The sequence below is a fragment of the Mycobacterium neumannii genome, assembly GCF_002245615.1.
Lineage (GTDB): Bacteria > Actinomycetota > Actinomycetes > Mycobacteriales > Mycobacteriaceae > Mycobacterium > Mycobacterium neumannii_A.
In genome coordinates this window covers 33132-53531 of record NZ_NKCO01000016.1, presented here as the reverse complement: position 1 = coordinate 53531, position 20400 = coordinate 33132, and the positions used below count along the sequence as shown (strand labels likewise).

General features: G+C 66.5%; 17 protein-coding genes and 1 pseudogene. 4 read left to right on the top strand and 14 right to left on the bottom strand.

The annotated features are described in order from the left end of the window. Positions 1-118 precede the first annotated feature (118 nt). Both CEX88_RS17980 and CEX88_RS17975 read left to right on the top strand, forming a co-directional pair. Positions 119-871, top strand: a complete 753-nt coding sequence (locus CEX88_RS17980) for a beta-phosphoglucomutase family hydrolase (protein WP_238382107.1) — start codon at positions 119-121, stop codon at positions 869-871. Between the two features lie 2 nt (positions 872-873). Continuing rightward, positions 874-3225, top strand: coding sequence for a glycoside hydrolase family 65 protein (locus CEX88_RS17975; protein ID WP_094294561.1), 2352 nt, complete (start codon positions 874-876; stop codon positions 3223-3225). Between the two features lie 6 nt (positions 3226-3231). On the opposite strand, the gene phoU is transcribed toward CEX88_RS17975, so the two are convergent. The 5 genes from phoU to guaB all read right to left on the bottom strand — a co-directional run bounded on the left by phoU (position 3232) and on the right by guaB (position 8708). Beyond that, on the bottom strand, positions 3232-3891 hold the full coding sequence (phoU, locus tag CEX88_RS17970) for a phosphate signaling complex protein PhoU (protein ID WP_094294513.1): 660 nt from the start codon (positions 3889-3891) through the stop codon (positions 3232-3234). Positions 3892-3961: 70 nt separating this feature from the next. Then, positions 3962-5698, bottom strand: a complete 1737-nt coding sequence (locus CEX88_RS17965) for a GMC oxidoreductase (protein ID WP_094294512.1) — start codon at positions 5696-5698, stop codon at positions 3962-3964. Between the two features lie 42 nt (positions 5699-5740). Continuing rightward, positions 5741-5947 (bottom strand): zinc-ribbon domain-containing protein, encoded by a 207-nt coding sequence (locus CEX88_RS17960; protein WP_066849288.1) that lies wholly within the window; start codon positions 5945-5947, stop codon positions 5741-5743. A gap of 23 nt (positions 5948-5970) precedes the next feature. Then, positions 5971-7098 carry a GuaB3 family IMP dehydrogenase-related protein gene (locus CEX88_RS17955; protein ID WP_197505940.1) on the bottom strand — a complete coding sequence of 376 codons (1128 nt, stop codon included), beginning with the start codon at positions 7096-7098 and terminating at the stop codon, positions 5971-5973. 56 nt (positions 7099-7154) lie between these two features. Next, the gene (gene guaB, locus CEX88_RS17950) at positions 7155-8708 is read right to left on the bottom strand and encodes an IMP dehydrogenase (RefSeq protein ID WP_094294511.1); all 1554 of its coding nucleotides are present in this window, start codon (positions 8706-8708) and stop codon (positions 7155-7157) included. A gap of 177 nt (positions 8709-8885) precedes the next feature. On the opposite strand from guaB, the gene CEX88_RS17945 reads away from it, so the two are divergent. Then, the gene (locus CEX88_RS17945) at positions 8886-9290 is read left to right on the top strand and encodes a DUF5319 domain-containing protein (protein WP_064345682.1); all 405 of its coding nucleotides are present in this window, start codon (positions 8886-8888) and stop codon (positions 9288-9290) included. Here CEX88_RS17945 and CEX88_RS17940 read toward each other — a convergent pair whose 3' ends face one another. The 3 genes from CEX88_RS17940 to CEX88_RS17930 form a co-directional block, all read right to left on the bottom strand. Next, the gene (locus CEX88_RS17940; protein ID WP_094294510.1) at positions 9291-10430 is read right to left on the bottom strand and encodes an anti-sigma-D factor RsdA; all 1140 of its coding nucleotides are present in this window, start codon (positions 10428-10430) and stop codon (positions 9291-9293) included. It lies immediately after the preceding gene. After that, a complete protein-coding gene (locus CEX88_RS17935) occupies positions 10423-11001 on the bottom strand; it encodes a sigma-70 family RNA polymerase sigma factor (protein ID WP_094294509.1) in 579 nt (192 codons plus the stop codon). Before CEX88_RS17935 ends, CEX88_RS17940 begins: the two co-directional genes overlap by 8 nt. An 88-nt stretch (positions 11002-11089) precedes the next feature. Next, positions 11090-11872 (bottom strand): hypothetical protein, encoded by a 783-nt coding sequence (locus CEX88_RS17930; protein ID WP_094294508.1) that lies wholly within the window; start codon positions 11870-11872, stop codon positions 11090-11092. Positions 11873-12239: 367 nt separating this feature from the next. Between CEX88_RS17930 and CEX88_RS17925 the strand changes: the two genes are divergently transcribed. Further along, entirely contained in the window at positions 12240-12530 is a 291-nt protein-coding gene (locus CEX88_RS17925; RefSeq protein WP_064400598.1) for a WhiB family transcriptional regulator, read from the top strand. A gap of 13 nt (positions 12531-12543) precedes the next feature. Here CEX88_RS17925 and CEX88_RS17920 read toward each other — a convergent pair whose 3' ends face one another. The 6 genes and pseudogenes from CEX88_RS17920 to groES form a co-directional block, all read right to left on the bottom strand. Next, the gene (locus CEX88_RS17920; RefSeq protein WP_094294507.1) at positions 12544-13599 is read right to left on the bottom strand and encodes a 3-deoxy-7-phosphoheptulonate synthase; all 1056 of its coding nucleotides are present in this window, start codon (positions 13597-13599) and stop codon (positions 12544-12546) included. Positions 13600-13850: 251 nt separating this feature from the next. Next, positions 13851-14993, bottom strand: a complete 1143-nt coding sequence (nagA, locus tag CEX88_RS17915; protein WP_094294506.1) for an N-acetylglucosamine-6-phosphate deacetylase — start codon at positions 14991-14993, stop codon at positions 13851-13853. Then, positions 14990-16387, bottom strand: coding sequence for a sugar porter family MFS transporter (locus CEX88_RS17910; protein ID WP_064419563.1), 1398 nt, complete (start codon positions 16385-16387; stop codon positions 14990-14992). The genes nagA and CEX88_RS17910 overlap by 4 nt, the downstream gene beginning before the upstream one ends. Positions 16388-16643: 256 nt before the next feature. Further along, positions 16644-18150, bottom strand: a pseudogene (locus CEX88_RS17905) (adenylate/guanylate cyclase domain-containing protein). A 52-nt stretch (positions 18151-18202) separates the two neighbouring features. After that, complete coding sequence (gene groL, locus CEX88_RS17900) at positions 18203-19825, bottom strand: chaperonin GroEL (protein WP_094294505.1); 1623 nt, start codon at positions 19823-19825, stop codon at positions 18203-18205. A gap of 93 nt (positions 19826-19918) precedes the next feature. After that, on the bottom strand, positions 19919-20221 hold the full coding sequence (gene groES, locus CEX88_RS17895; RefSeq protein ID WP_046754122.1) for a co-chaperone GroES: 303 nt from the start codon (positions 20219-20221) through the stop codon (positions 19919-19921). Positions 20222-20400: the final 179 nt, after the last annotated feature.

The window sequence follows — 20400 nt, the reverse complement described above, 5'->3', positions numbered from 1 at the left end:
GGACGGACAAGCTCGCTCAATATAAGGCAATTGTTTGCTGAGTGCGTCAATTTCAAAGCTGCAGTAAGTTCATCGACGCGCAGGTATGTCTGCGCGTGATAACGGGAATGGGTGGTTTGTGCCTGAAACCGAAAGACTCGGTCTACCCGCTGGGATCCGCGCCGCATTGTTCGACCTCGACGGCGTGTTGACAGACACCGCGAGTGTGCACAAGAAAGCATGGAAGGCGATGTTCGACGACTTCCTCCGTCGACGAGCGGAGCTCACCGGCGAGGTGTTCACACCGTTCGACGTGCAAAGTGACTACCTCACCTATGTCGACGGCAAGAAGCGTGAGGATGGCGTGCGGTCGTTTCTGGCGAGTCGGGGCATCGAGATACCCGAGGGCGATCACGGCGACCCGCCTCAGAACGAAACCGTCCACGCACTGGGCAACACCAAGAACCAGATGTTCCAACAGATTCTGCGGACCGACGGGGTCGAGGTGTTCGAGGGTTCGCGCCGCTATCTCGAAGCGACCGCGAATGCGGGGCTGGGCATCGCGGTGGTGTCGTCCAGCGCCAACACCCGCGAGGTGCTCGACATGACTGGGCTGGCCGAATTCGTCCAACACCGGGTGGACGGTGTCGTGTTGCGCGAAGAGAACATCGCAGGAAAACCCGCGCCCGATTCGTTCCTGCGCGCAGCCGAGCTTCTCGACGTGACACCCGAACAGGGTGCTGTGTACGAAGACGCGATCTCCGGCGTGGCGGCAGGACGGGCCGGAGGATTCGGCCTGGTTATCGGCGTCGATCGGGTAGGCCACGCAGAAGCGTTGCGGCACAACGGGGCCGACATCGTGGTCACCGACCTGGCGGAGCTGCTCACGTGAGCCTGCACGACGACGTCTACCCCGTAGAACCGTGGCAGATCCGCGAGCAATCGCTCGACCTCGACATGCTCGCACAGTCGGAGTCGTTGTTCGCGCTGTCCAACGGCCACATCGGCATGCGTGGAAATCTCGACGAAGGCGAACCACACGCTTTGCCCGGCACCTATCTCAATTCGTTCTACGAGGTTCGCCCCCTTCCGTACGCCGAGGCAGGATACGGCTGGCCTGAGGACGGGCAGACAGTCGTCAACGTCACCAACGGCAAGTTGGTGCGCCTGTTGGTCGACGACGAACCGTTCGACGTGCGTTACGGCGAACTGCTCGACCACGAACGAGTTCTGGATTTTCGGACGGGCACGCTCAGACGCACCGCCTGCTGGTGTTCACCGGCAGGTAAGCGGATCAGAATCACTTCCACGCGGATCGTTTCACTGACCCAACGCAGCGTCGCGGCCATCGAGTACATCGTCGAGGCGCAGGACGAATTCGTCCGTGTCACGGCGCAATCGGAACTGGTGGCCAACGAGGAGTTGCCGCCGTCGACGAAGGACCCGCGGGTCTCGGCCGTCCTGGAAAGACCGTTGGAGCCGGTGCAGTACGAGCACTCCGAACACGGCGCGATCCTGCTGCACCGCACCCGTGGAAGCAACCTGATGATGGCCGCGGCCATGGACCACGACATCGAGGTTCCCGGTCGTGTCGAGGTGGACACCGGCGCCGGCAAGGACTGGGCCAACACGACGATCATCTGCGGGCTGCGTCCCGGCCAGCGTCTCCGCATCGTCAAGTACCTCGCCTACGGCTGGTCCAGCCTGCGGTCGCGCCCGGCACTGCGCGACCAGGCGGCGGCGGCGCTCAGCAGCGCGCGTTACACCGGCTGGCAGGGGTTGCTCGATGCCCAGCGGGCCTACCTCGACGATTTCTGGGACGGTGCGGACGTCGAGGTGGAGGGCGACCCCGACTGCCAGCAGGCGGTACGGTTCGCCCTCTTCCACGTCCTGCAGGCCAGCGCGCGCGCCGAGCGCCGCGCGATCCCCGGCAAGGGTCTCACCGGAACGGGTTATGACGGCCACGCCTTCTGGGACACCGAGGGTTTCGTCCTGCCGCTGCTGACCTACACCCAACCCTCGGCGGCTGCCGACGCATTGCGTTGGCGCGCTTCGATTCTCCCGCTGGCCAAGGAGCGGGCGACGCTGCTGGACCTCGACGGCGCCGCATACCCGTGGCGCACCATCCGCGGCGAGGAGTGCTCGGCTTACTGGCCGGCGGGCACCGCGGCCTTCCACGTCAACGCCGACATCGCAATGGCGTTCGAGCGCTACCGCATTGTCACAGGGGACCATTCGCTCGAAGAGGAATGTGGGCTGACGGTGCTCATCGAGACCGCGCGGCTGTGGGCGTCACTCGGTCACCACGACCGTCACGGGGTGTGGCACGTCGACGGGGTGACCGGACCCGACGAGTACACGGCCATCGTGCGCGACAACGTGTTCACCAACCTGATGGCGGCGGCCAACCTTCGGGCGGCCGCAGAGGCGTGTGCGCGCAATGTCGACGCCGCCCAGACAGCCGGGGTCACCACCGAAGAGATGGCGGTGTGGCGCCACGCCGCCGACACGGTCCACATCCCGTTCGACGAGGAGCTGGGCGTGCATCAGCAGTGTGACGGTTTCACGACGTTGCGCGAGTGGGACTTTCACGCCAACACGATCTATCCACTGCTGATGAACGAGCCGTATGTTCGGCTCTACCCGGCGCAGGTGATCAAACAAGCGGACCTGGTGTTGGCGATGCACTGGCAGGGCCATGCGTTCACCGCCGAACAAAAGGCCCGCAACGTCGACTATTACGAACGACGCACCACACGGGATTCGTCGCTGTCGGCGTGTACACAGGCGGTGATGTGCGCCGACGTCGGTCATCTCGAACTCGCCCATGACTACGCCTACGAGGCGGCGATGATCGATCTGCGCGATCTCCACCACAACACCCGCGACGGCCTGCACATGGCGTCGCTCGGCGGTGCATGGGCCGCGATGGTGGCAGGATTCGGCGGGCTCCGTGACGATGAAGGGGTACTCGAGCTCAACCCCCGACTGCCCGACGGGATCTCTCGCCTACGATTTCGGTTGAGGTGGAGGAACTTTCGCCTCACTGTCGATGCCGATCACGACGAGGTCACCTATACGCTGCGTGACGGCCCGGAGGGCGAACTGCTGATCCGCCACGGCGGCGAAGACCTGCACCTGGATTCCCGGGAGCCCACAACCGTTCCGGTTCGCCATTGCCGGCCGCTACTGCCGACGCCTCAACAACCGCCGGGGCGCGAGCCGGTGCGCCGGCGCCCGACCTAGGTCCTGCTACCCGATCTGCTTGTGACCGGGCAGACCGCCGGTCGCCTCGAACACCACGCGCTTGCCGATCTCGACGGCGTGGTCGGCGAACCGCTCGTAGTAGCGCCCCAGCAGCGCCACATCGACGGCCGAGCACACCCCGTCCTGCCACTTGTGGTCGATCAACAGCGTGAACAGGTGCCGGTGCTCGGCGTCGACGGCGTCATCCTCGTCGCGCAGCCTCGCCGCCTTGTCGGGATCGGGCGACAGCAACACCTCCTGTGCCGTCTTCGCCAGTTGCACCGCGCGCGCACCCATCTCGGCGAAGCTCGCGCGCACGTCGGCAGGCAGCGCGCAATCCGGGTGCCGCAGCCGCGAGATGCCGGCCACGTGGGCCGCCAGCGCGCCCATCCGGTCGATGTCCGCGGCGATGTGGATGGAGCCGACCACTCTGCGCAGGTCACTGGCGACCGGTTGTTGCAGCGCGAGGATCCGCAGCGCCGCCTCCTCGGCTTGCCGGTTGAGCTCGATGATGTGCTCGTGGTCGGCGATGACCTGCTCGGCGAGCGAGAGATCCGCGTCGAGCAGTGCTTCCGTCGCCCGCTCGAGTGCACTGACCGCCAGCCCGCACATCTTGCCGAGCTGGGCGCTCAGTGCGGTCAGTTGCTCTTGATAAGCGGTCCGCATCGGCGACTCCCCTCACTCGCAAGATGTGCGGTCGCGATAGCGGGAGTTAGTTACCCGAATCGGCCGCTTCTCAACCAGCCGAGGTGACGGGTTGGATCGGCAACCAGCGCAGCGCAGCGGGTGCGTGGGCCGGGACGACCGGGTTCTGCGGCGCGACGGGCGCCAACCGGCGGTACGGCTGCCCCTGTTCCGGCCGCAGGTCGGACTCACCCTTGTTCGGCCACAGCGAGGCCGCGCGCTCAGCCTGGGCGGTGATCGAAAGTGACGGATTGACACCGAGATTCGCCGAAATCGACGCACCATCGTGCACCGAGAGCGTCGGATAGCCGTACACCCGGTGATACGGATCGATGACGCCGTGCTGCGCGTCGTCGCCGATGGCGGCGCCGCCGAGGAAGTGCGCGGTGAGGGGGATGTTGAACAACTCGCCCCAGGTGCCGCCCGCGACGCCGTCGATCTTTTCGGCGATCCGGCGGGTGACCCGATTCCCGACGGGAATCCACGTCGGGTTGGGCGCCCCGTGGCCCTGTTTGCTCAGGTAGCGCCTGATACCGAGCCTGTTGCGCTTGGTGAACGTGGTGATCGAATTGTCGAGGTGCTGCATGACCAGTGCGATCAACGTGCGTTCGCTCCACCGCCGGACGTTGAGCAACCGCACTGTGCCGCGAGGATCCTTGCGCGCGTTGAGGAACAGCTGTTTCCACCGCGGCGTATCGGTACCTTCGGGGCCGTCGCCGTCGGTCATCAGCGTCTGCAGCAGGCCCATGGCATTGGAGCCCTTGCCGTAGCGCACCGGCTCGATGTGGGTGTCGGAGGTGGGGTGGAACGACGAGGTGATCGCCACGCCGTGCGTCAGGTTGAGGTCGTCGGTCACCTCGAATCGTCCGGCGCCGACGATGGATTCGGAGTTGGTGCGGGTCAGCACACCGAGCTTGTCGGACAGGTTCGGCAACTTGCCCTTGTCGCGCATCTTGAACAACAACCGCTGCGTGCCCCAGGTGCCGGCCGCCAGCACGACGTGTGACGCGGTGAAGGTGCGCTTCTGCTTGCGAACCCAGCGACCGGTCCGGACGGTGTGCACATTCCAGAGCCCGTCCGGGCGCTGCTCGAAGCCGGTGACGGTGGTCATCGGGTGGATCGTCGTGCCGAACTTCTCGGCCAGGTACAGATAATTTTTGACCAGCGTGTTCTTGGCGTTGTGGCGGCAGCCGGTCATACATTCGCCGACCTCGATGCACCCCTTGCGCGCCGGTCCGGCGCCGCCGAAGTACGGGTCGGGCACGGTCTCGCCGGGCGCTTTGGTGCCGTCCGGGCCGAAGAAGACGCCCACGGGCGTCGGCACGAACGAATCGCCCACACCCATCTCCTCGGCGACCTGCTTGACCACGCGGTCGGCGTCGGTGAACGTGGGGTTGGTGACGACGCCGAGCATGCGCTGGGCCTGGTCGTAGTGCGGCATGAGCTCCGCGCGCCAGTCGGTGATGTCCTTCCACTGCGGGTCGTTGAAGAACGGGTCCGGCGGTACGTAGAGCGTGTTGGCGTAGTTCAACGAGCCGCCTCCGACACCCGCGCCTGCCAGGATCATCACGTTGCGCAGCAGGTGAATCCGCTGGATGCCGTACATGCCCAACTGCGGCGCCCACAGGAACTTGCGCAGGTTCCACGAGGTCCTGGCGAAGTCCTCGTCTTCGAAGCGCCTGCCGGCCTCGAGCACACCGACGCGGTAGCCCTTCTCGGTGAGCCGCAGCGCCGTGACGCTGCCGCCGAACCCCGAACCGATCACCAGGACGTCGTAGTCAGGTTCCATACACCCAGTATGACGTTACCGCGGGGTAACTTTCCACGTCGGTCAGACCGCGACGGCGGTGCCGCAGATTCCGCACACCTCGAACTGGCGACGGTTCCAACGCGCCACCGGAATGAAGAACAGCGAGAACTGCTTGAACTCGCGAATCCGCGACCACTGGGTGGTGTTGTGGCAGCGCGGGCAGGTCCGAACCTCCCCGGCACCGAGATGCTTCTGTTTGGTGCCATAGCTGAAGAGGAAGAAGAACACCTCGTCCAGGGTAGGCGCGAAGACTAGCTCCCGACGGTCAGGCCGACCTTCTGGAATTCCTTGAGGTCGCAGTAACCGGCCTTGGCCATCGAGCGCCGCAGCCCGCCGACCAGGTTCAACGAGCCGAACGGATCGTCGGAGGGACCGGTAAGGACCTGTTGCAACGACGGGCGCTCGCCCATCGCGACTTGCAGGAACGCACCCCGTGGCAGCGACGGATGCGCGGCGGCGGCCGGCCAGTACCAGCCTGCGCCCAGCGCTTCGGCCGAGGTCGCCAGCGGAGTTCCGAGCACCACCGCGTCCGCACCGCACGCGATGGCTTTCGCCAGATCGCCGGAGGTGTGCATGTCGCCGTCGGCAAGGACGTGGACGTAGCGTCCGCCGGTCTCGTCGAGGTACTCGCGGCGCGCAGCGGCGGCGTCGGCGATCGCGGTGGCCATCGGGACGCTGATCCCGAGCACCTCGTCACTGGTGGTCACGCCGCTGGTCGAGCCATAGCCGACGATGACGCCGGCCGCGCCGGTGCGCATCAGATGCAGCGCGGTGCGGTGGTCGAGGACGCCGCCCGCGACGACCGGCACGTCGAGTTCGGAGATGAAGGTCTTGAGGTTCAGCGGTTCCCCGTTGGAGGCCACCCGCTCGGCGGAGATGATCGTGCCCTGGATGACCAGCAGGTCGATTCCCGCGGCGAGCAGTGTCGGCGTCAGCGCGCGGGCGTTCTGCGGGCTGACGCGCACCGCGGTCGTCACACCGGCCTCGCGGATGCGCGCCACGGACGCGCCGAGCAGATCCGGGTCCAGCGGGGCGGCGTGGAACTGCTGCAGCAGTCGGATCGCGGCCGAGGGCTCCGGTTCCTTCTCCGCCGCCTCGATCACCTGCGCGATCTTGGCTTCGACGTCGGCGTGCCTGCCGATCAGGCCTTCGCCGTTGAGGACACCGAGCCCGCCGAGCCGACCGATCTCGATCGCGAACTCCGGCGACACCAGCGCATCGGTGGGATGGGCCACCACCGGGATCTCGAATCGGTAGGCGTCCAGTTGCCAGGCCGTCGACACGTCCTGCGACGACCGGGTGCGCCGCGACGGCACGATGTTGACGTCGTCGAGTTCGTAGGTGCGGCGGGCGGTTCTGCCCATGCCGAGCTCAACCATGTCTCGCATGGCCAGTTTCTCCTGTCAGTACGTTCTGTTCCTCGCGCAAGCGCTCGTCAGCGGGTGTAGTAGTTCGGCGCCTCGACCGTCATCGTGATGTCGTGCGGGTGGCTTTCCTTGAGCCCCGCCGCGGTGATCCGCACGAACTGGGCCTGCTGCAACTGTTCGATCGTCGCCGACCCGGTGTACCCCATCGCCGCGCGCAGCCCGCCGGTGAGCTGGTGGATCACCGTAGCCAGCGGACCGCGGAACGGCACCCGGCCCTCGATGCCCTCGGGCACGAGCTTGTCCTCGCTGAGCACGTCGTCCTGGAAGTAGCGGTCCTTTGAGTAGGACCCCCGCAGCGCCCCGGCCGCACCGCGGCCCTGCATGGCGCCGAGCGAGCCCATGCCGCGGTAGCTCTTGAACTGCTTGCCGTTGACGAAGATCAACTCACCGGGCGACTCGGCGGTGCCCGCGAGCAGCGAGCCCAGCATCGCGGTCGACGCGCCCGCGGCCAGGGCCTTGGCGATGTCGCCGGAATACTGCAGTCCGCCGTCCGCGATGACCGGCACACCATACGGTCGACAGGCCGCTACAGCTTCCAAGATCGCGGTGATCTGCGGTGCTCCCACGCCTGCGACCACGCGGGTGGTGCAGATCGAGCCCGGCCCGACCCCGACCTTCACGGCGTCGGCGCCGGCCTGCACCAGCGCAGCCGCTGCCGCACGCGTCGCCACGTTGCCGCCGATCACCTCGACCCGGTCGCCCACGGCGGCCTTGACCCGGCTGACCATGTCCAGCACGCCGCGGTTGTGCGCGTGCGCGGTGTCGACCACAAGCACATCGACTCCCGCGTCCACCAGCGTCATCGCCCGCGTCCAGGCGTCGTCACCGACACCGACAGCCGCCCCGACGAGCAGCCTGCCGTCCTTGTCCTTGGTCGACAATGGGAACTGTTCGGTCTTGACGAAGTCCTTGACGGTGATCAGCCCGGTCAGCTTGCCGTGCCCGTCGACGATCGGAAGCTTCTCGATCTTGTTGCGCCGCAACAGCCCTAGCGCCGCCTCGGCAGAGACGCCCTCGCGGGCGGTGATAAGCGGGGCCTTGGTCATCACCTCGGAGACCGGCTTGGACTGGTCCACCTCGAAGCGCATGTCGCGGTTGGTGATGATGCCGACCAGCTCGCCGGTGTCGTCGACGACGGGCAACCCGGAGATCCGGAATCGCGCGCACATCGCGTCGACCTCGGCCAGCGTGTTGTCTGGCGAGCAGGTGACCGGGTCGGTGACCATCCCCGCCTCGGACCGTTTGACCGTCTCGACCTGGCCGGCCTGCTCGGCCACCGGAAGGTTGCGGTGCAACACGCCCATCCCGCCGGCCCGGGCCATCGCGATCGCCATGCGCGATTCGGTGACGGTGTCCATCGCGGAGCTCACCAGCGGCACCTTGAGCCGGATGTTTCTCGTCAACTGGCTCGAGGTGTCGGCGGTCGCGGGCACCACGTCGGAGGCGGCGGGCAGCAAAAGCACGTCATCGAAGGTCAGGCCGAGCATGGCGACTTTCGTCGGGTCATCCCCGCCGGTAGGCACCGGCACCGCGATGGGGATGCTGCTTTCGGCGATCGACATGGTGGGGGCCTCCAGATACAAACGCAGCCGAACACTGTCGTCGAGCTAAGAAACCATCCTATCGGCTGGCGGCCGGCTTCCCGGTCTCACGTGCCATGACGCACATAACTCTTGGTTCGTCGACGACGTCGGCGTGACGGCTAGCGTTATCCCCGTCCCGCTGCGTAGTGTGGACTCGTGCGTGACCACCTGCCACCGGGTTTGCCACCGGACCCGTTCGCCGACGACCCGTGCGACCCTTCGGCCGCCCTCGACGCGCTCGAGCCGGGCCAGCCGCTGGACCCGCAGGAGCGGACGGCAGTCGAGGCCGATCTCGCCGATCTGGCGGTGTACGAGGCGCTTCTGGCGCACAGGGGCATCCGCGGACTGGTCGTGTGTTGCGACGAATGCCAGCAGGACCACTATCACGACTGGGACATGCTGCGCGCCAACCTGCTGCAACTGCTCGTCGACGGCACGGTGCGCCCGCACGAGCCCGCCTATGATCCCGAACCCGACGCCTACGTGACGTGGGATTACTGCCGCGGCTACGCCGATGCCTCGCTCAACGAGGCGACGTCGGAGTCCGACGGCTATCGCTGACTAGCTCGGTTCCTCGACCGCATCCGGGACGGTCACCGTCGTAGCGGCCGTTCTCGGCGCTGGCGCCTGCACGGTCGGTTGCTGTGACGTCGGCGCGGCCGTCGGTACCTCATCCTCCTGCTGCTCGACCACCCGAGGGCTCGGAGTCGGCAGCGGTGTATCCGCCGTCGCCGTCGGCCGTGGCGTGGCCGACGGGGTCGGCTGCGCCGTCGGTGTCGGCAGCGCCGTCGGCGAGTTCGGAGCCGACGTCGGCTGCGGCGTGGCACTCACTGTCGGCGGCGGAGTGCCGGACACCGACGTGGGCGACGGTGCGCCCGGCGCAGCCGTCGTCGACGGCGTCGGGGATGGCGCCGGCGAGGTCGACGGTGTCGTCGGCGCGGACGTCGAGGGAGTGGTCGGGCTGGTCGGCGCGGGCGTCTCGGAGGTGCTGGTCGGCTCAGAGGTGCCCGGCGGCACAGTCGTCTCCGACGAGGTCGCGCCGTCGCTCGGAATCACCACGACCTCGGGGAAGGTCGGCGGCGGCGCATTCGGCGGCAGGGTCGCCGCCGGGTCCTGGGCCTCGACCTTGACCGTCAGCTCCTGCCATTGCGTGACCAACTCTTCTTTGCGCACAGTGTCGTTCACCGTCGCCACGGTCGTCGTCAACGTCTCGAGCTTGTCCTGGGCGGCTTGCCACTGACCGTCATCGATCAGTTGCTGCACCTCGGCCATCTGCGTCTGCGCGGCCAGGACGACTGCGTCGTCGCGGGTGTCCTGCTGCTCGCCGAACAGCATGGTGCGCAGGCCGTACAGCGAGTCGCCCGGTCCGGAACCGGCCACCACCGCGCCGAAGCCACCGATGCACAACACCGCGGCCGCGGCGGACCCCACGACCGCCAAGGACGTGCGCGTGCGGCGGCGCGATGCCGCGGCCCGGTCGAGCGCCAGCACCGCGTCGCGCGGCGTGACCGTGGCGGTCAGAGGTGCGCTGCGGACCTCGTCGCGCCAGCCCTCCAGCAGCTGGGCAAGTTCCGCCTCACTGGGATCGGTCGAGTACACCGGCTGCTGCGTGGCCAGCGAATCGAGGAACCGATCAGTGCGGTTGATCTCGTTGAGCGAGGGATCTCCCCCGTTCGAAGTCCAGCGTCCGAAGTCAGGCATAGTCACGCCCCGTCGCGACGATCTCGGACTTCAATTTCGCAAGTGCGCGGTGCTGGGCGACGCGTACCGCGCCCGCCGTGCTGCCGACCGCTTCAGCGGTCTCCTCGGCGCTCATTCCCACGACGACGCGCAAGATCAGGATCTCGCGCTGTTTTTCCGGAAGCACGGCCAGGAGCTTCTTCATGCGTGCCGACGCCTCGGCATCGAGCGCCATCTGCTCGGGTCCGGCGTCCAGCGAGAACCGCTCCGGCACGACATCGGTCGGGTCGGATCGATTCCTGGCTGCTGCGCGATGCGCGTCAGCAACCTTGTGGGCGGCAATGCCGTACACGAAGGCCAGGAACGGTCGTCCCTGATCCTTGTAACGCGGCAGCGCCGTGATGGCGGCCAAGCAAACCTCCTGCGCAACGTCGTCGGCTGAGAGGCCACTGCGCTCTGTCGCCCCTACCCTCGCCCGGCAGTACCGAACGACGATCGGACGAATGGTCTCCAGTACCTCCCGGAGCGCGTCTCGGTTCCCTGCCACGGCCTCAGCAACGACAGCATCGAGACGTTCTCCCGAAAATGTCATCGTGGGCGATCTCTCCAACGTTACGAACAGGACCGAGCTCGGTAGGTCGGTCAGCTAAACAATAACTTTCACTTCCCCGTGGACCCGGTTACCGCACCGACCACACGCCGCCCCGCCGACGCACTGTATCGGCACAAGCATCGCGGAGCGCCACCATGTCGAGTGCCGGATGCTTGGCGCTGCCGATGTCGGCCAGCAAGCAAGCCAACGCCCATTGCAGTGGAACCATTCCGAAGCGCTGCGTCTCGTCGAGAGCCGTATCGGCCACCGACCGCGCGCCGTCGAGGTCACCCGCACTGCACCGCGCTGCGGCAAACACGACCGCCGACTTCACCTCGTGGCGTACCGAGCCAAAGGCGGCGGCGGCGTCGACGGCGCGTTCGGCGTGACCCACCGCGGTCCGGCCGAGGCCGCGAGCCATGGCCAGTTCGGCCGACACCCATCCCAGCCGAACCCGCAGCCTCGGCGGCGCCGGATCGGACATCAGGTCGGCGGCACGGGCCAGCGCGCGCGCCGACGCCTCGAACCGGCCGACTCCCAGCGCGTCGGCGGCCAGTCCGATCAACGCATCCGCAGCCGCTTCGGTATCCGATCCGGCAAGCGCCAGCGCCCGCCCGTCCCATCGCCGCGCTGCAGCGTGCCAGCCGAGTTGACGCAGGCACGACGCCTCGGTGCTGTGGGCCAATGATCGTTCGGGTCCTGCGGCCCGGAAGAGCTTGGCCAGATCGACACGGGCGCTGGCATAGCGGCCCTGTCCGCCCGCCGCGACGGCGCGCAGCCACAACTCGCGCGCAGTGGCGCCGGCAGGCAACGGCCAACGGCCGGGATCGTCACCGAATGCGGCTGCGGCCAGAACGGTCTCTGCGGACATCGAGTCGCGACGGTATCAATTGGCTCGGCCACGGGTTAACAATTGGTGCTCGCAATGTTACTTCCGTGTAAGCGGGCGGAGTTTGCCCGCGAACGGGTAATCGACGCGAACTGGAAAAATGGGTTCCGTGGTCGACCTCGTTCGGTTCGTTTAGCACCGTTCTCGTTGTCTGTGCGTCGCAATGATGAACGTGATGTAAATTCTGGGCCTGCGGTTATGTCAATAAGCACATGTGCAGGCTATTGACGAGGTTTCGTAAGCGCCCATACTTTGTCCACGAGTGGTCATCGGTGACTTGAGCTCGAATCGGTTTTTGAACTCACTCATCCGTTCGTTTCCGAAATGGATGTGCAGAGAGGGGTTTCCAATGCCACAACCGCAGCAACTGCCCGGACCCAACGCTGACATTTGGGATTGGCAGATGGCCGGGCTCTGTCGAGGCGTCGATTCCTCCATGTTCTTTCATCCCGACGGAGAGCGCGGCCGCGCCCGCGCGCAACGCGAGATGCGCGCCAAGGAGATGTGCCGTAAGTGCCCGGTGATCGCTCAGTGCCGCGCACACGCCCTCGCCGTCGGTGAGCCCTACGGCATCTGGGGCGGGCTCTCGGAGTCCGAACGCGAACTGTTGCTGAAACGCGGTATCCGGCGCGCTTCCTGACCGCCGCAGACGCCTACCCGCGGTCGGCAAGCGTGCGCAGCACCGAATCGGTTGTCGCCCAGTCCATGCACTTGTCGGTCACCGACTGCCCGTAGGTCAGGGGACGGGCTTCGGGGGCCTGCGCACCGGCCACCAGGAAGCTCTCGAGCATCACCCCGCTGACCGGTAAGCCGTCGCGTACCAGCTGCGCGACGTCCGCGGCGACCTGGGCCTGGCGGACGTGATCCTTTCCGGAATTGGCGTGGCTGCAGTCGATTACGACGCGGCCGGGCAATCCTGCCGCGGTCAGCTTGGCCGCGGTCGTCCGGATGGCTTCGGCGTCACAGTTCGGCCCATTGGTACCGCCACGCAGGATGACGTGGCAGTCCTCGTTGCCCGCGGTGTTGACCAACGCGCCGCGCCCGAGATCGTCCATGCCGAAGAAGACGTGCGGTGCGGCGGCGGCCTTGACCCCGTCGACGGCGACCTGGATGTTGCCGTCGGTGCCGTTCTTGAAGCCGACGGGCATCGACAACCCGGATGCCAGTTGGCGGTGCACCTGGGATTCGGTGGTCCTGGCGCCGATCGCACCCCACGCGACGGCGTCGGCGATGTACTGCGGGCTGGTCGGCTCGAGGAACTCACACCCGACCGGCAGGCCGATGTCGACGATGTCGAGCAGCAGGTGACGGGCGATGCGCAGACCGCGGGCGACGTCGAAGGTGCCGTCCATGCCGGGATCGTTGATCAGGCCTTTCCACCCGATCGTGGTGCGCGGCTTCTCGAAGTACACCCGCATCACGACCTTGAGGCGGTCGCTGAGCTTGTCGGCCACCCTGGCCAGCCGGCTGGCGTAGTCGAGTGCCGCTGACGGATCGTGCACCGAGCACGGTCCCACGACGACCAGCAGCCGGTCGTCACGGCCAGCGAGGATGTCGGCGATCTCCTCCCGGTCGCGCACCACCCGCTCGGCGCGCCGGGCTCCCAGCGGGAACTCGGTGAGCACCTCGTGCGGGCTGGGGATCTCGCTGAAACCGCGGACCCGCCGGTCCGAGGTTTCGGGCGGGGTGGCGGTCTGCGCCAGGTTCATGTTCGGGTGCCTTTCTGGAGAGATTGTGGGCGCCCGGTGAAAGCCCAGGGCCCTTGAATGACGAAAGGCAGCGACCTGGTGGTCACTGCCTGGCTCCGGGTGGATGCGTCGCTTAGCGCTGCGCTTTATCGGCTCCGCCCGGAGCCTCGATAAAGCGCCAATAGCCGGCGCGCGTCGCGATGTTCACGCCGACCAGGTTATACGGAGGGCGAAGGTGGGCCAAATTCGATGCTGCTCGAGCCCGGACGTTGTTAGCGGCGGGGCAGCCACGAACCGTCGCGCATCACTGTATGGACACCTAGATTGTTATCCAGCACAACACAATTGGCGTCTCTGCCGGTGCGTAGGCTGCCGACATCGTCGAGCTTCAACGCACTGGCGGGGGTGGTCGCCGTCATCCGCACCGCGTTGGCCAGCGCCTCGTCCGAGCCGCCGAGTTGGCCGACCACGGTCCGGAAAAGCTGATCCATGGTCGCCGTGCTGCCGGCGATGGTCGGTCTCCCGCGCACGCGGGCGACGCGCTCGGTGACCTCCACCTCGACTGCGCCGATCCGAAACGAGCCGTCCGGCAGTCCGGCCGCCGCCATCGCGTCGGTGATCAACGCGACCCGTCGAGGCCCGGCCGCCTCGATGATCTGCCGCACGAGCGCGGGATGGAGGTGTACGCCATCGGCGATGAGCTCGACAGTGATTCGCGGGTCTTCCAGCAGCGCCAACGCCGGCCCCGGGTCGCGATGGTGAAGTGGCCGCATCGCGTTAAACACATGGGTGCCGACGGTCGCGCCCGATTCGATCGCACGTTTCGCGTCGTCGTAACTGGCATCTGTATGCCCGACGGCGACGACCACATCCGCGTCTATGATGCGGGTGATGGCGTCCAGACTGCCGGGCAGTTCGGGCGCCAGCGTGACCATCCGGATGGTGCCGTCTGCGGCCTCAAGCAGAGCGTCGATCTCGGCGGGGTCGGGGTTGCGCATCAGAGTCGAGTCGTGGGCACCGCAGCGCACCGCGCTGAGCCAGGGGCCTTCCAGGTGCACGCCGGCGACGATGTTCTGTCGAGTCATCTCGGTGAGCACCCGCACTTGGCGCAGAAGGTCGTCGGGCGAGGCGGTGACAAGGCTGGCCACCGTCGTGGTGGTGCCGTGGCGCAGGTGGAACTCGGCGGCCTGTTCGATCTCTGAGCTGACGCCGTCGGTGTAGGACGCACCGCCGCCGCCGTGCACGTGCATGTCGACGAACCCGGGCACCACGACGTGATCCGGGAAGTCGTGGTCGGGCGGTCGAGGCGCCGGGCCCGGTGCGCAATCGATGATTCGACCGGCTGCTGTAGCCAACCAACCCGGTTTGCAGACCCGGTCTTCCAAGACCATGGTCCCCGCGGCGATGAGCGTCACTTCAACATGCCGGCATCCTCGGGCGCCTCGCCGGCTTCATCGGGCCAGCGCCCGCCGTTCTCCCAGAAATGCCGGATCTCCTCGAGCGGGCGCCCCTTGGTTTCCGGCGCGAATCGGTAGACGAACACGAGGGCTGCCAGCGCGAAAACGCCGAACAGCGCAAACGTTCCGCCACCACCCAGCGAATTGAGCATCGTCAGGAAGAAGGCGGCGATGATGGCATTGGCCACTAAATCGGAGGTGAGCATCGCACTCGAACCCGTCGACCGGAGCCGGGTAGGAAAGCTTTCACCGGCGTATACCCAGACCAACGCGCCGAAGCCGAAGGTGAACCCGATCGTGAACAACAGCACGCCGAGGAACCCGACCGCGGTGAGCGCACCACCGAACTCCGTGCCCGCAACAAAAACGCCGATCAGCATGGCGTTAGCGGCGACCATCATCGCGATGCCGCCCAGCAGGATCGGTCGTCGACCTACCCGGTCGACCAGCATGAGCGAGACGAACACCGCTACTAGGGCGGCGACCTGGATCAGCGCTGGAAGTATCAGCAGCGCGAAGTACCCTTCGAAGCCCATGGCCTCGAACAGTCTCGGGCTGTAGTAGACGATCGCGTTGATGCCGGTGATCTGGATGAAGAAACCGAGCACCACGACGAAAACCGTGGCGCGAAGGTAGGGCCGCCGGAGCATCTCGCGCACCGCGCCGCCGGTTTCCTCCTTGAGCGCGCGCCTGATTTCGGCGAGTTCGGCCTCGACGTCGGCGCTCGGCTCGACCCGGCGCAAGGTTTGCCGGGCCTCCTCGACCCGGCCCTTGAGCATGTACCACCGCGCAGTGTCCGGCATCCACAGCAGTAGCAACGTCACGAGCACTGCCGGTATCGCGGCCAGGCCGAGCATCCACCGCCAACTGCCCGAGCCGGCCAGGAAGTACGCGACCAGGTAACCGATGATGATGCCGACGACCGTGGCCACCTGGTAGGCGACCAACAGCGAACCGCGGACCTTCGCCGGTGCTGACTCGGCGACGAACACCGGCACGACCACCACCGACACACCGATGGTGAGGCCAAGCAGAAAACGCGACAGCAGCAGCATGGGCACCGACACCGACAACGCGCTGAGAAGCGCGAAGGCCGCGTACGCGACGGCGACGAGCACCATCGACTTCTTGCGCCCGATCGCGTTGGCGAGCATCCCGCCGCCGACCGCCCCGGCGATCTGGCCGATGACTATCGCCGTGGTTACCAATTCCTGCTGCCGAGTGGTCAAGCCGAACTCGTCGGTGATGAACAGAAGCGCACCGGCGATGTTGGAAAGGTCGTAGCCGTAGATGACACCGACACTGGCCGCCGCGATGGCCACCAGCAGGCCCAGGCGGGGGGACCGCCGGATAGCAATGTTGCCCACATTGATCCTCTCGCCGGTGAGCAGAAAGTCTAAGGAAACGGCAGGAGCGGCACTGACAGACGCGCCGCCGCACTCGGCTTGAACCTGAGGGGCAACGGATCGTTGCCATCGCGAGAAGTACACCAGGGTCGCGATTTGAGGTTGACCGACAGCCCTGGTGTAACTCTCGCGAACTGAACCGGCACTCCCAGAGAGCTTCGGGAGACCGTCTCGGTGGCTCCAGATGTAAGCCGCCGCCGCGTCACTGTTGAGGGTCGAGCCCAAAGACGTGTACCGCGGCTGACTTACCTTTCAGCTCGTAAGATCCTCGATCGACGAGTACGGGTCGAGAACTCAGCGCACCGACGGTCTCATGCGTGAGAAGGATTGGGTCGCCGGTGATTTTCGTAAGCTGCTCGACGCGGGCGGCGACGTTGACGGTGTCGCCGATCAAGGTGAACTCCAGCTTGCCACCCCCACCGATGGTGCCGGCGATCACACCACCGGTGTTGATGCCGAAACCGATACGCAGCGTGCCGTCAAATCGCTGGGCAACCAGGCGATGAATCAGCACAGCGGTGCCCACCGCGGCGTCGGCGTGATCGGCCAGTTCGTTGGGTGCGCCGAAGACCGCCAGCGCGCCGTCGCCGAGGAACTTGTTGATGTGCCCACCGGCATCCACGACTGCAGGCACGACGATCTCGAACAATGCGTTGAGACGCGCGACGACGTCCTCGGCGGGGTTGGCCTCTGCAAAAGGCGTGAAGTCGCGGATGTCGACGAAAATCACCGTCACCTCGCGGCGCTCTCCGGTGAAGACATCGTCACCCTGTTCGAGCAGACGCGCCGCCAGCGCTGGATCGACGTAGGTTCCGAACGCCGACTGAAGTCGTTGTCGCTCAGCCAAACCCGCCTGCATTCGGTTGAACGACGCCGCCAGCGCACCGAGATCATCGTCCTGGACCACCGGTAGACGCCGGCTGTAGTCGCCTGCGGCGACACGTTTGGTTCCCTCGGCGAGATCGCGAATAGGTTGCAAGGAGCGGGAAAACGCGGCACCTAACGGTAATCGGCACTGCAAAGCCGACTGCCAACGCACAGCCGATCACGACGGATAGTATGGGCAACTCTCTCGTCCGATCGAGCACGCTCGCCAGGAACGCGCCCCCGGCGGCGAACACAAACGCGACCGCGACCATCGACACGTTCGACCAGGCGGCAAACGTCGGACGAGGACGCGGCAGAGCATCTCCTATGCCCGTATCACCGGCGATGGCCACCCTAGCCGGCCGCAGTGCTGCTTCGACGAATCCATGCACGGCGACCAGTTGCACAAGAGTGCCGAAGACGGCACCCGTGATCGAATACTGGACTAACCGGAAAACCGTGGCTCCGGCGATCGCACCGACGGCGACCCCTTGCAAGGCGCCGAATACAGCATTGGCGACCACCGCTCGGGCCACTGTCGCCCGAGCCCAGCTGTAGGTGGCGTCCAGTGCCCTTACCCGATCGACGTCGCGGCCGGCTGCCCACCGCTGTATTGCGCGCCAGCCGCCCACGCCAGGCAATGCCATCACGTACACGAGCACGGGCACAGCCAAAGCGCTGACGACGACCGCCTCGACGTAGTGACTGGACCCCTCGTAGGCGACAACGAGAAGTGACCATACTAGGTAGATGGGCAGCAGGACAGGAATGCTGATTCCGTAGAGCGCCCACGAGTACTTGGTGCCGTGCCGGTTCCACGCCCATTGCCAGATGCGTTCCATGCCGAAACAAAACACCCCCGGTTCGGTAACCGGGGGTGTTTCGCACTACTTCTCAGTGATGGTGATGGTGGCCGTGGCCGTGGCCGTCGTCCTCCGGCTCCTCGGGCTTGTCGACCACCGCGGTCTCGGTCGTCAGCACCATACGGGCCACCGACGCCGCGTTGAGCACCGCCGAACGCGTGACCTTGACCGGGTCGACGACGCCGTCGGCCGCCAGATCGCCGAAGGTGAGTGTCGCGGCGTTGAAGCCTTGTCCCGCAGGCAGATCCGCGACCTTGTTCACCACGACCGCGCCGTCCAGGCCGGCATTGGTGGCGATCCAGTACAGCGGGGAACCGAGGGCGCGCGCGAACAACTCGACACCGAGACGCTCGTCGCCGGACAGGCTGTCACGCAGCCTCTCCAGCGCGCCGCGCGACTGGAGCAGTGCCGCACCGCCACCGGCGATGACACCCTCTTCGACAGCGGCCTTGGCCGCCGCGACGGCGTCCTCCACTGCTTCCTTGCGCTTCTTCAGATCGGTCTCGGTCGCGGCACCCACCTGGATGACGGCAACGCCGCCGGCCAGCTTGGCCAGCCGCTCCTCGAGCTTCTCGCGATCCCAGTCGGAATCGGAAGCCTCGATCTCGGAGCGCAGCTGCGCCTTTCGCGCCTCGATGGCCTCCTTGGTGCCGCCACCTTCGACGATCGTGGTGCTGTCCTTATCCACCACGACCCGCCGAGCGGTGCCCAGCACCTCGAGACCCACCTCGCGCAGCACCAGGCCGACGTCCGGATTGACGACCTCACCGCCGGTGACGATGGCGAGGTCGTCGAGGAACGCCTTGCGGCGGTCGCCGAAGAACGGCGCCTTGACCGCAACGGCCTTCAGCGTCTTACGGATGGCGTTGACCACCAGCGTCGAGAGCGGTTCGCCTTCAACATCTTCGGCCACGATCAGCAGCGGCTTACCCGCCTCCGCGACCTTCTCCAGGAGCGGAAGCAGGTCGGGTAGCGAGCTGATCTTCTCGCGATGCAGCAACACCAGCGCGTCCTCGAGCACCGCCTCCTGGGCATCGAAGTCGGTGACGAAGTACGCCGAAAGGTAACCCTTGTCAAAGCCGACGCCGTCGGTCATCTCCAGGTAGGTCTCCAGCGTGGAGGATTCCTCGACGGAGACGACGCCGTCAGCGCCGACCTTCGTCATCGCCTCGCCGACCAGCTCGCCAACCGTCTCGTCACGGGACGACACCGTCGCGACCTGGGCGATGGCGTTCTTCTCCGAGACCGGCGTGGCCGCGGCCAGCAAGGCCTCCGACACCGCGTCGGCGGCCTTGGCGATGCCCGCGCCGAGCGCGATCGGGTTGGCGCCGGCGGCGACGTTGCGCAGCCCGCCCTTGACCAAGGCCTGCGCCAGCACAGTCGCGGTAGTGGTGCCGTCGCCGGTGACGTCGTTGGTCTTGGTGGCGACCGACTTGAGCAGCTGGGCCCCGAGGTTTTCGAACGGGTCCTCCAGGTCGATCTCACGGGCGATCGTCACACCGTCGTTGGTGATGGTCGGCCCGCCCCACGACTTGGCCAACACCACGTTCCTGCCGCGCGGCCCAAGGGTCACGCGCACCGCGTCGGCCAGCTTGTCCACGCCGGCTTCCATTGCGCGGCGCGCAGTTTCGTTGAACTCAATCTGCTTACTCATAGGTGTCTTTCTTTGAGTCGCAATTCGCTATAGACGCATGCCGCCCCGGAAATCACCCGTGAGACGGGGATTCCCGGGGCGGAACACGGGTGCTTACTTGTTGACGACGGCCAGCACGTCGCGTGCCGAGAGGATCAGGTACTCCTCGCCGTTGTACTTGATCTCGGTGCCGCCGTACTTGCTGTAGATGACGGTGTCGCCCTCGGAGACGTCCAGCGGGATGCGCTTCTCGCCGTCCTCGTCCCAGCGGCCGGGGCCAACTGCGACGACGGTGCCTTCCTGCGGCTTTTCCTTGGCGGTGTCGGGAATGACCAGACCGGATGCGGTCGTGGTCTCGGCCTCGTTGGCCTGAACGAGGATCTTGTCCTCGAGTGGCTTGATGTTCACGCTCGCCACGATGGAGCCCTCCACTAGTTCGGGTGTCGATCCGGGTATCCGGATCTCTCAGTTACCAGGTGTTCGGCATGCGTCCGTGCCCACGCACCGTCGTCGCGGGTGCCGGCGCAGGGATTGGTCGCGTGCCACCTAGCACTCTATACACGAGAGTGCTAGCACTCAAGGCCGGGTATCGACAA

Coding starts and splice junctions, on each gene's coding strand:
- phoU (WP_094294513.1), bottom strand. CDS start 3,891: ATGCGGACCGCTTATCAAGAGCAACTGACCGCACTGAGCGCCCAGCTC.
- CEX88_RS17965 (WP_094294512.1), bottom strand. CDS start 5,698: ATGGAACCTGACTACGACGTCCTGGTGATCGGTTCGGGGTTCGGCGGC.
- CEX88_RS17955 (WP_197505940.1), bottom strand. CDS start 7,098: ATGGTTGAGCTCGGCATGGGCAGAACCGCCCGCCGCACCTACGAACTC.
- guaB (WP_094294511.1), bottom strand. CDS start 8,708: ATGTCGATCGCCGAAAGCAGCATCCCCATCGCGGTGCCGGTGCCTACC.
- CEX88_RS17940 (WP_094294510.1), bottom strand. CDS start 10,430: ATGCCTGACTTCGGACGCTGGACTTCGAACGGGGGAGATCCCTCGCTC.
- CEX88_RS17935 (WP_094294509.1), bottom strand. CDS start 11,001: ATGACATTTTCGGGAGAACGTCTCGATGCTGTCGTTGCTGAGGCCGTG.
- CEX88_RS17930 (WP_094294508.1), bottom strand. CDS start 11,872: ATGTCCGCAGAGACCGTTCTGGCCGCAGCCGCATTCGGTGACGATCCC.
- CEX88_RS17925 (WP_064400598.1), top strand. CDS start 12,240: ATGCCACAACCGCAGCAACTGCCCGGACCCAACGCTGACATTTGGGAT.
- CEX88_RS17920 (WP_094294507.1), bottom strand. CDS start 13,599: ATGAACCTGGCGCAGACCGCCACCCCGCCCGAAACCTCGGACCGGCGG.
- groL (WP_094294505.1), bottom strand. CDS start 19,825: ATGAGTAAGCAGATTGAGTTCAACGAAACTGCGCGCCGCGCAATGGAA.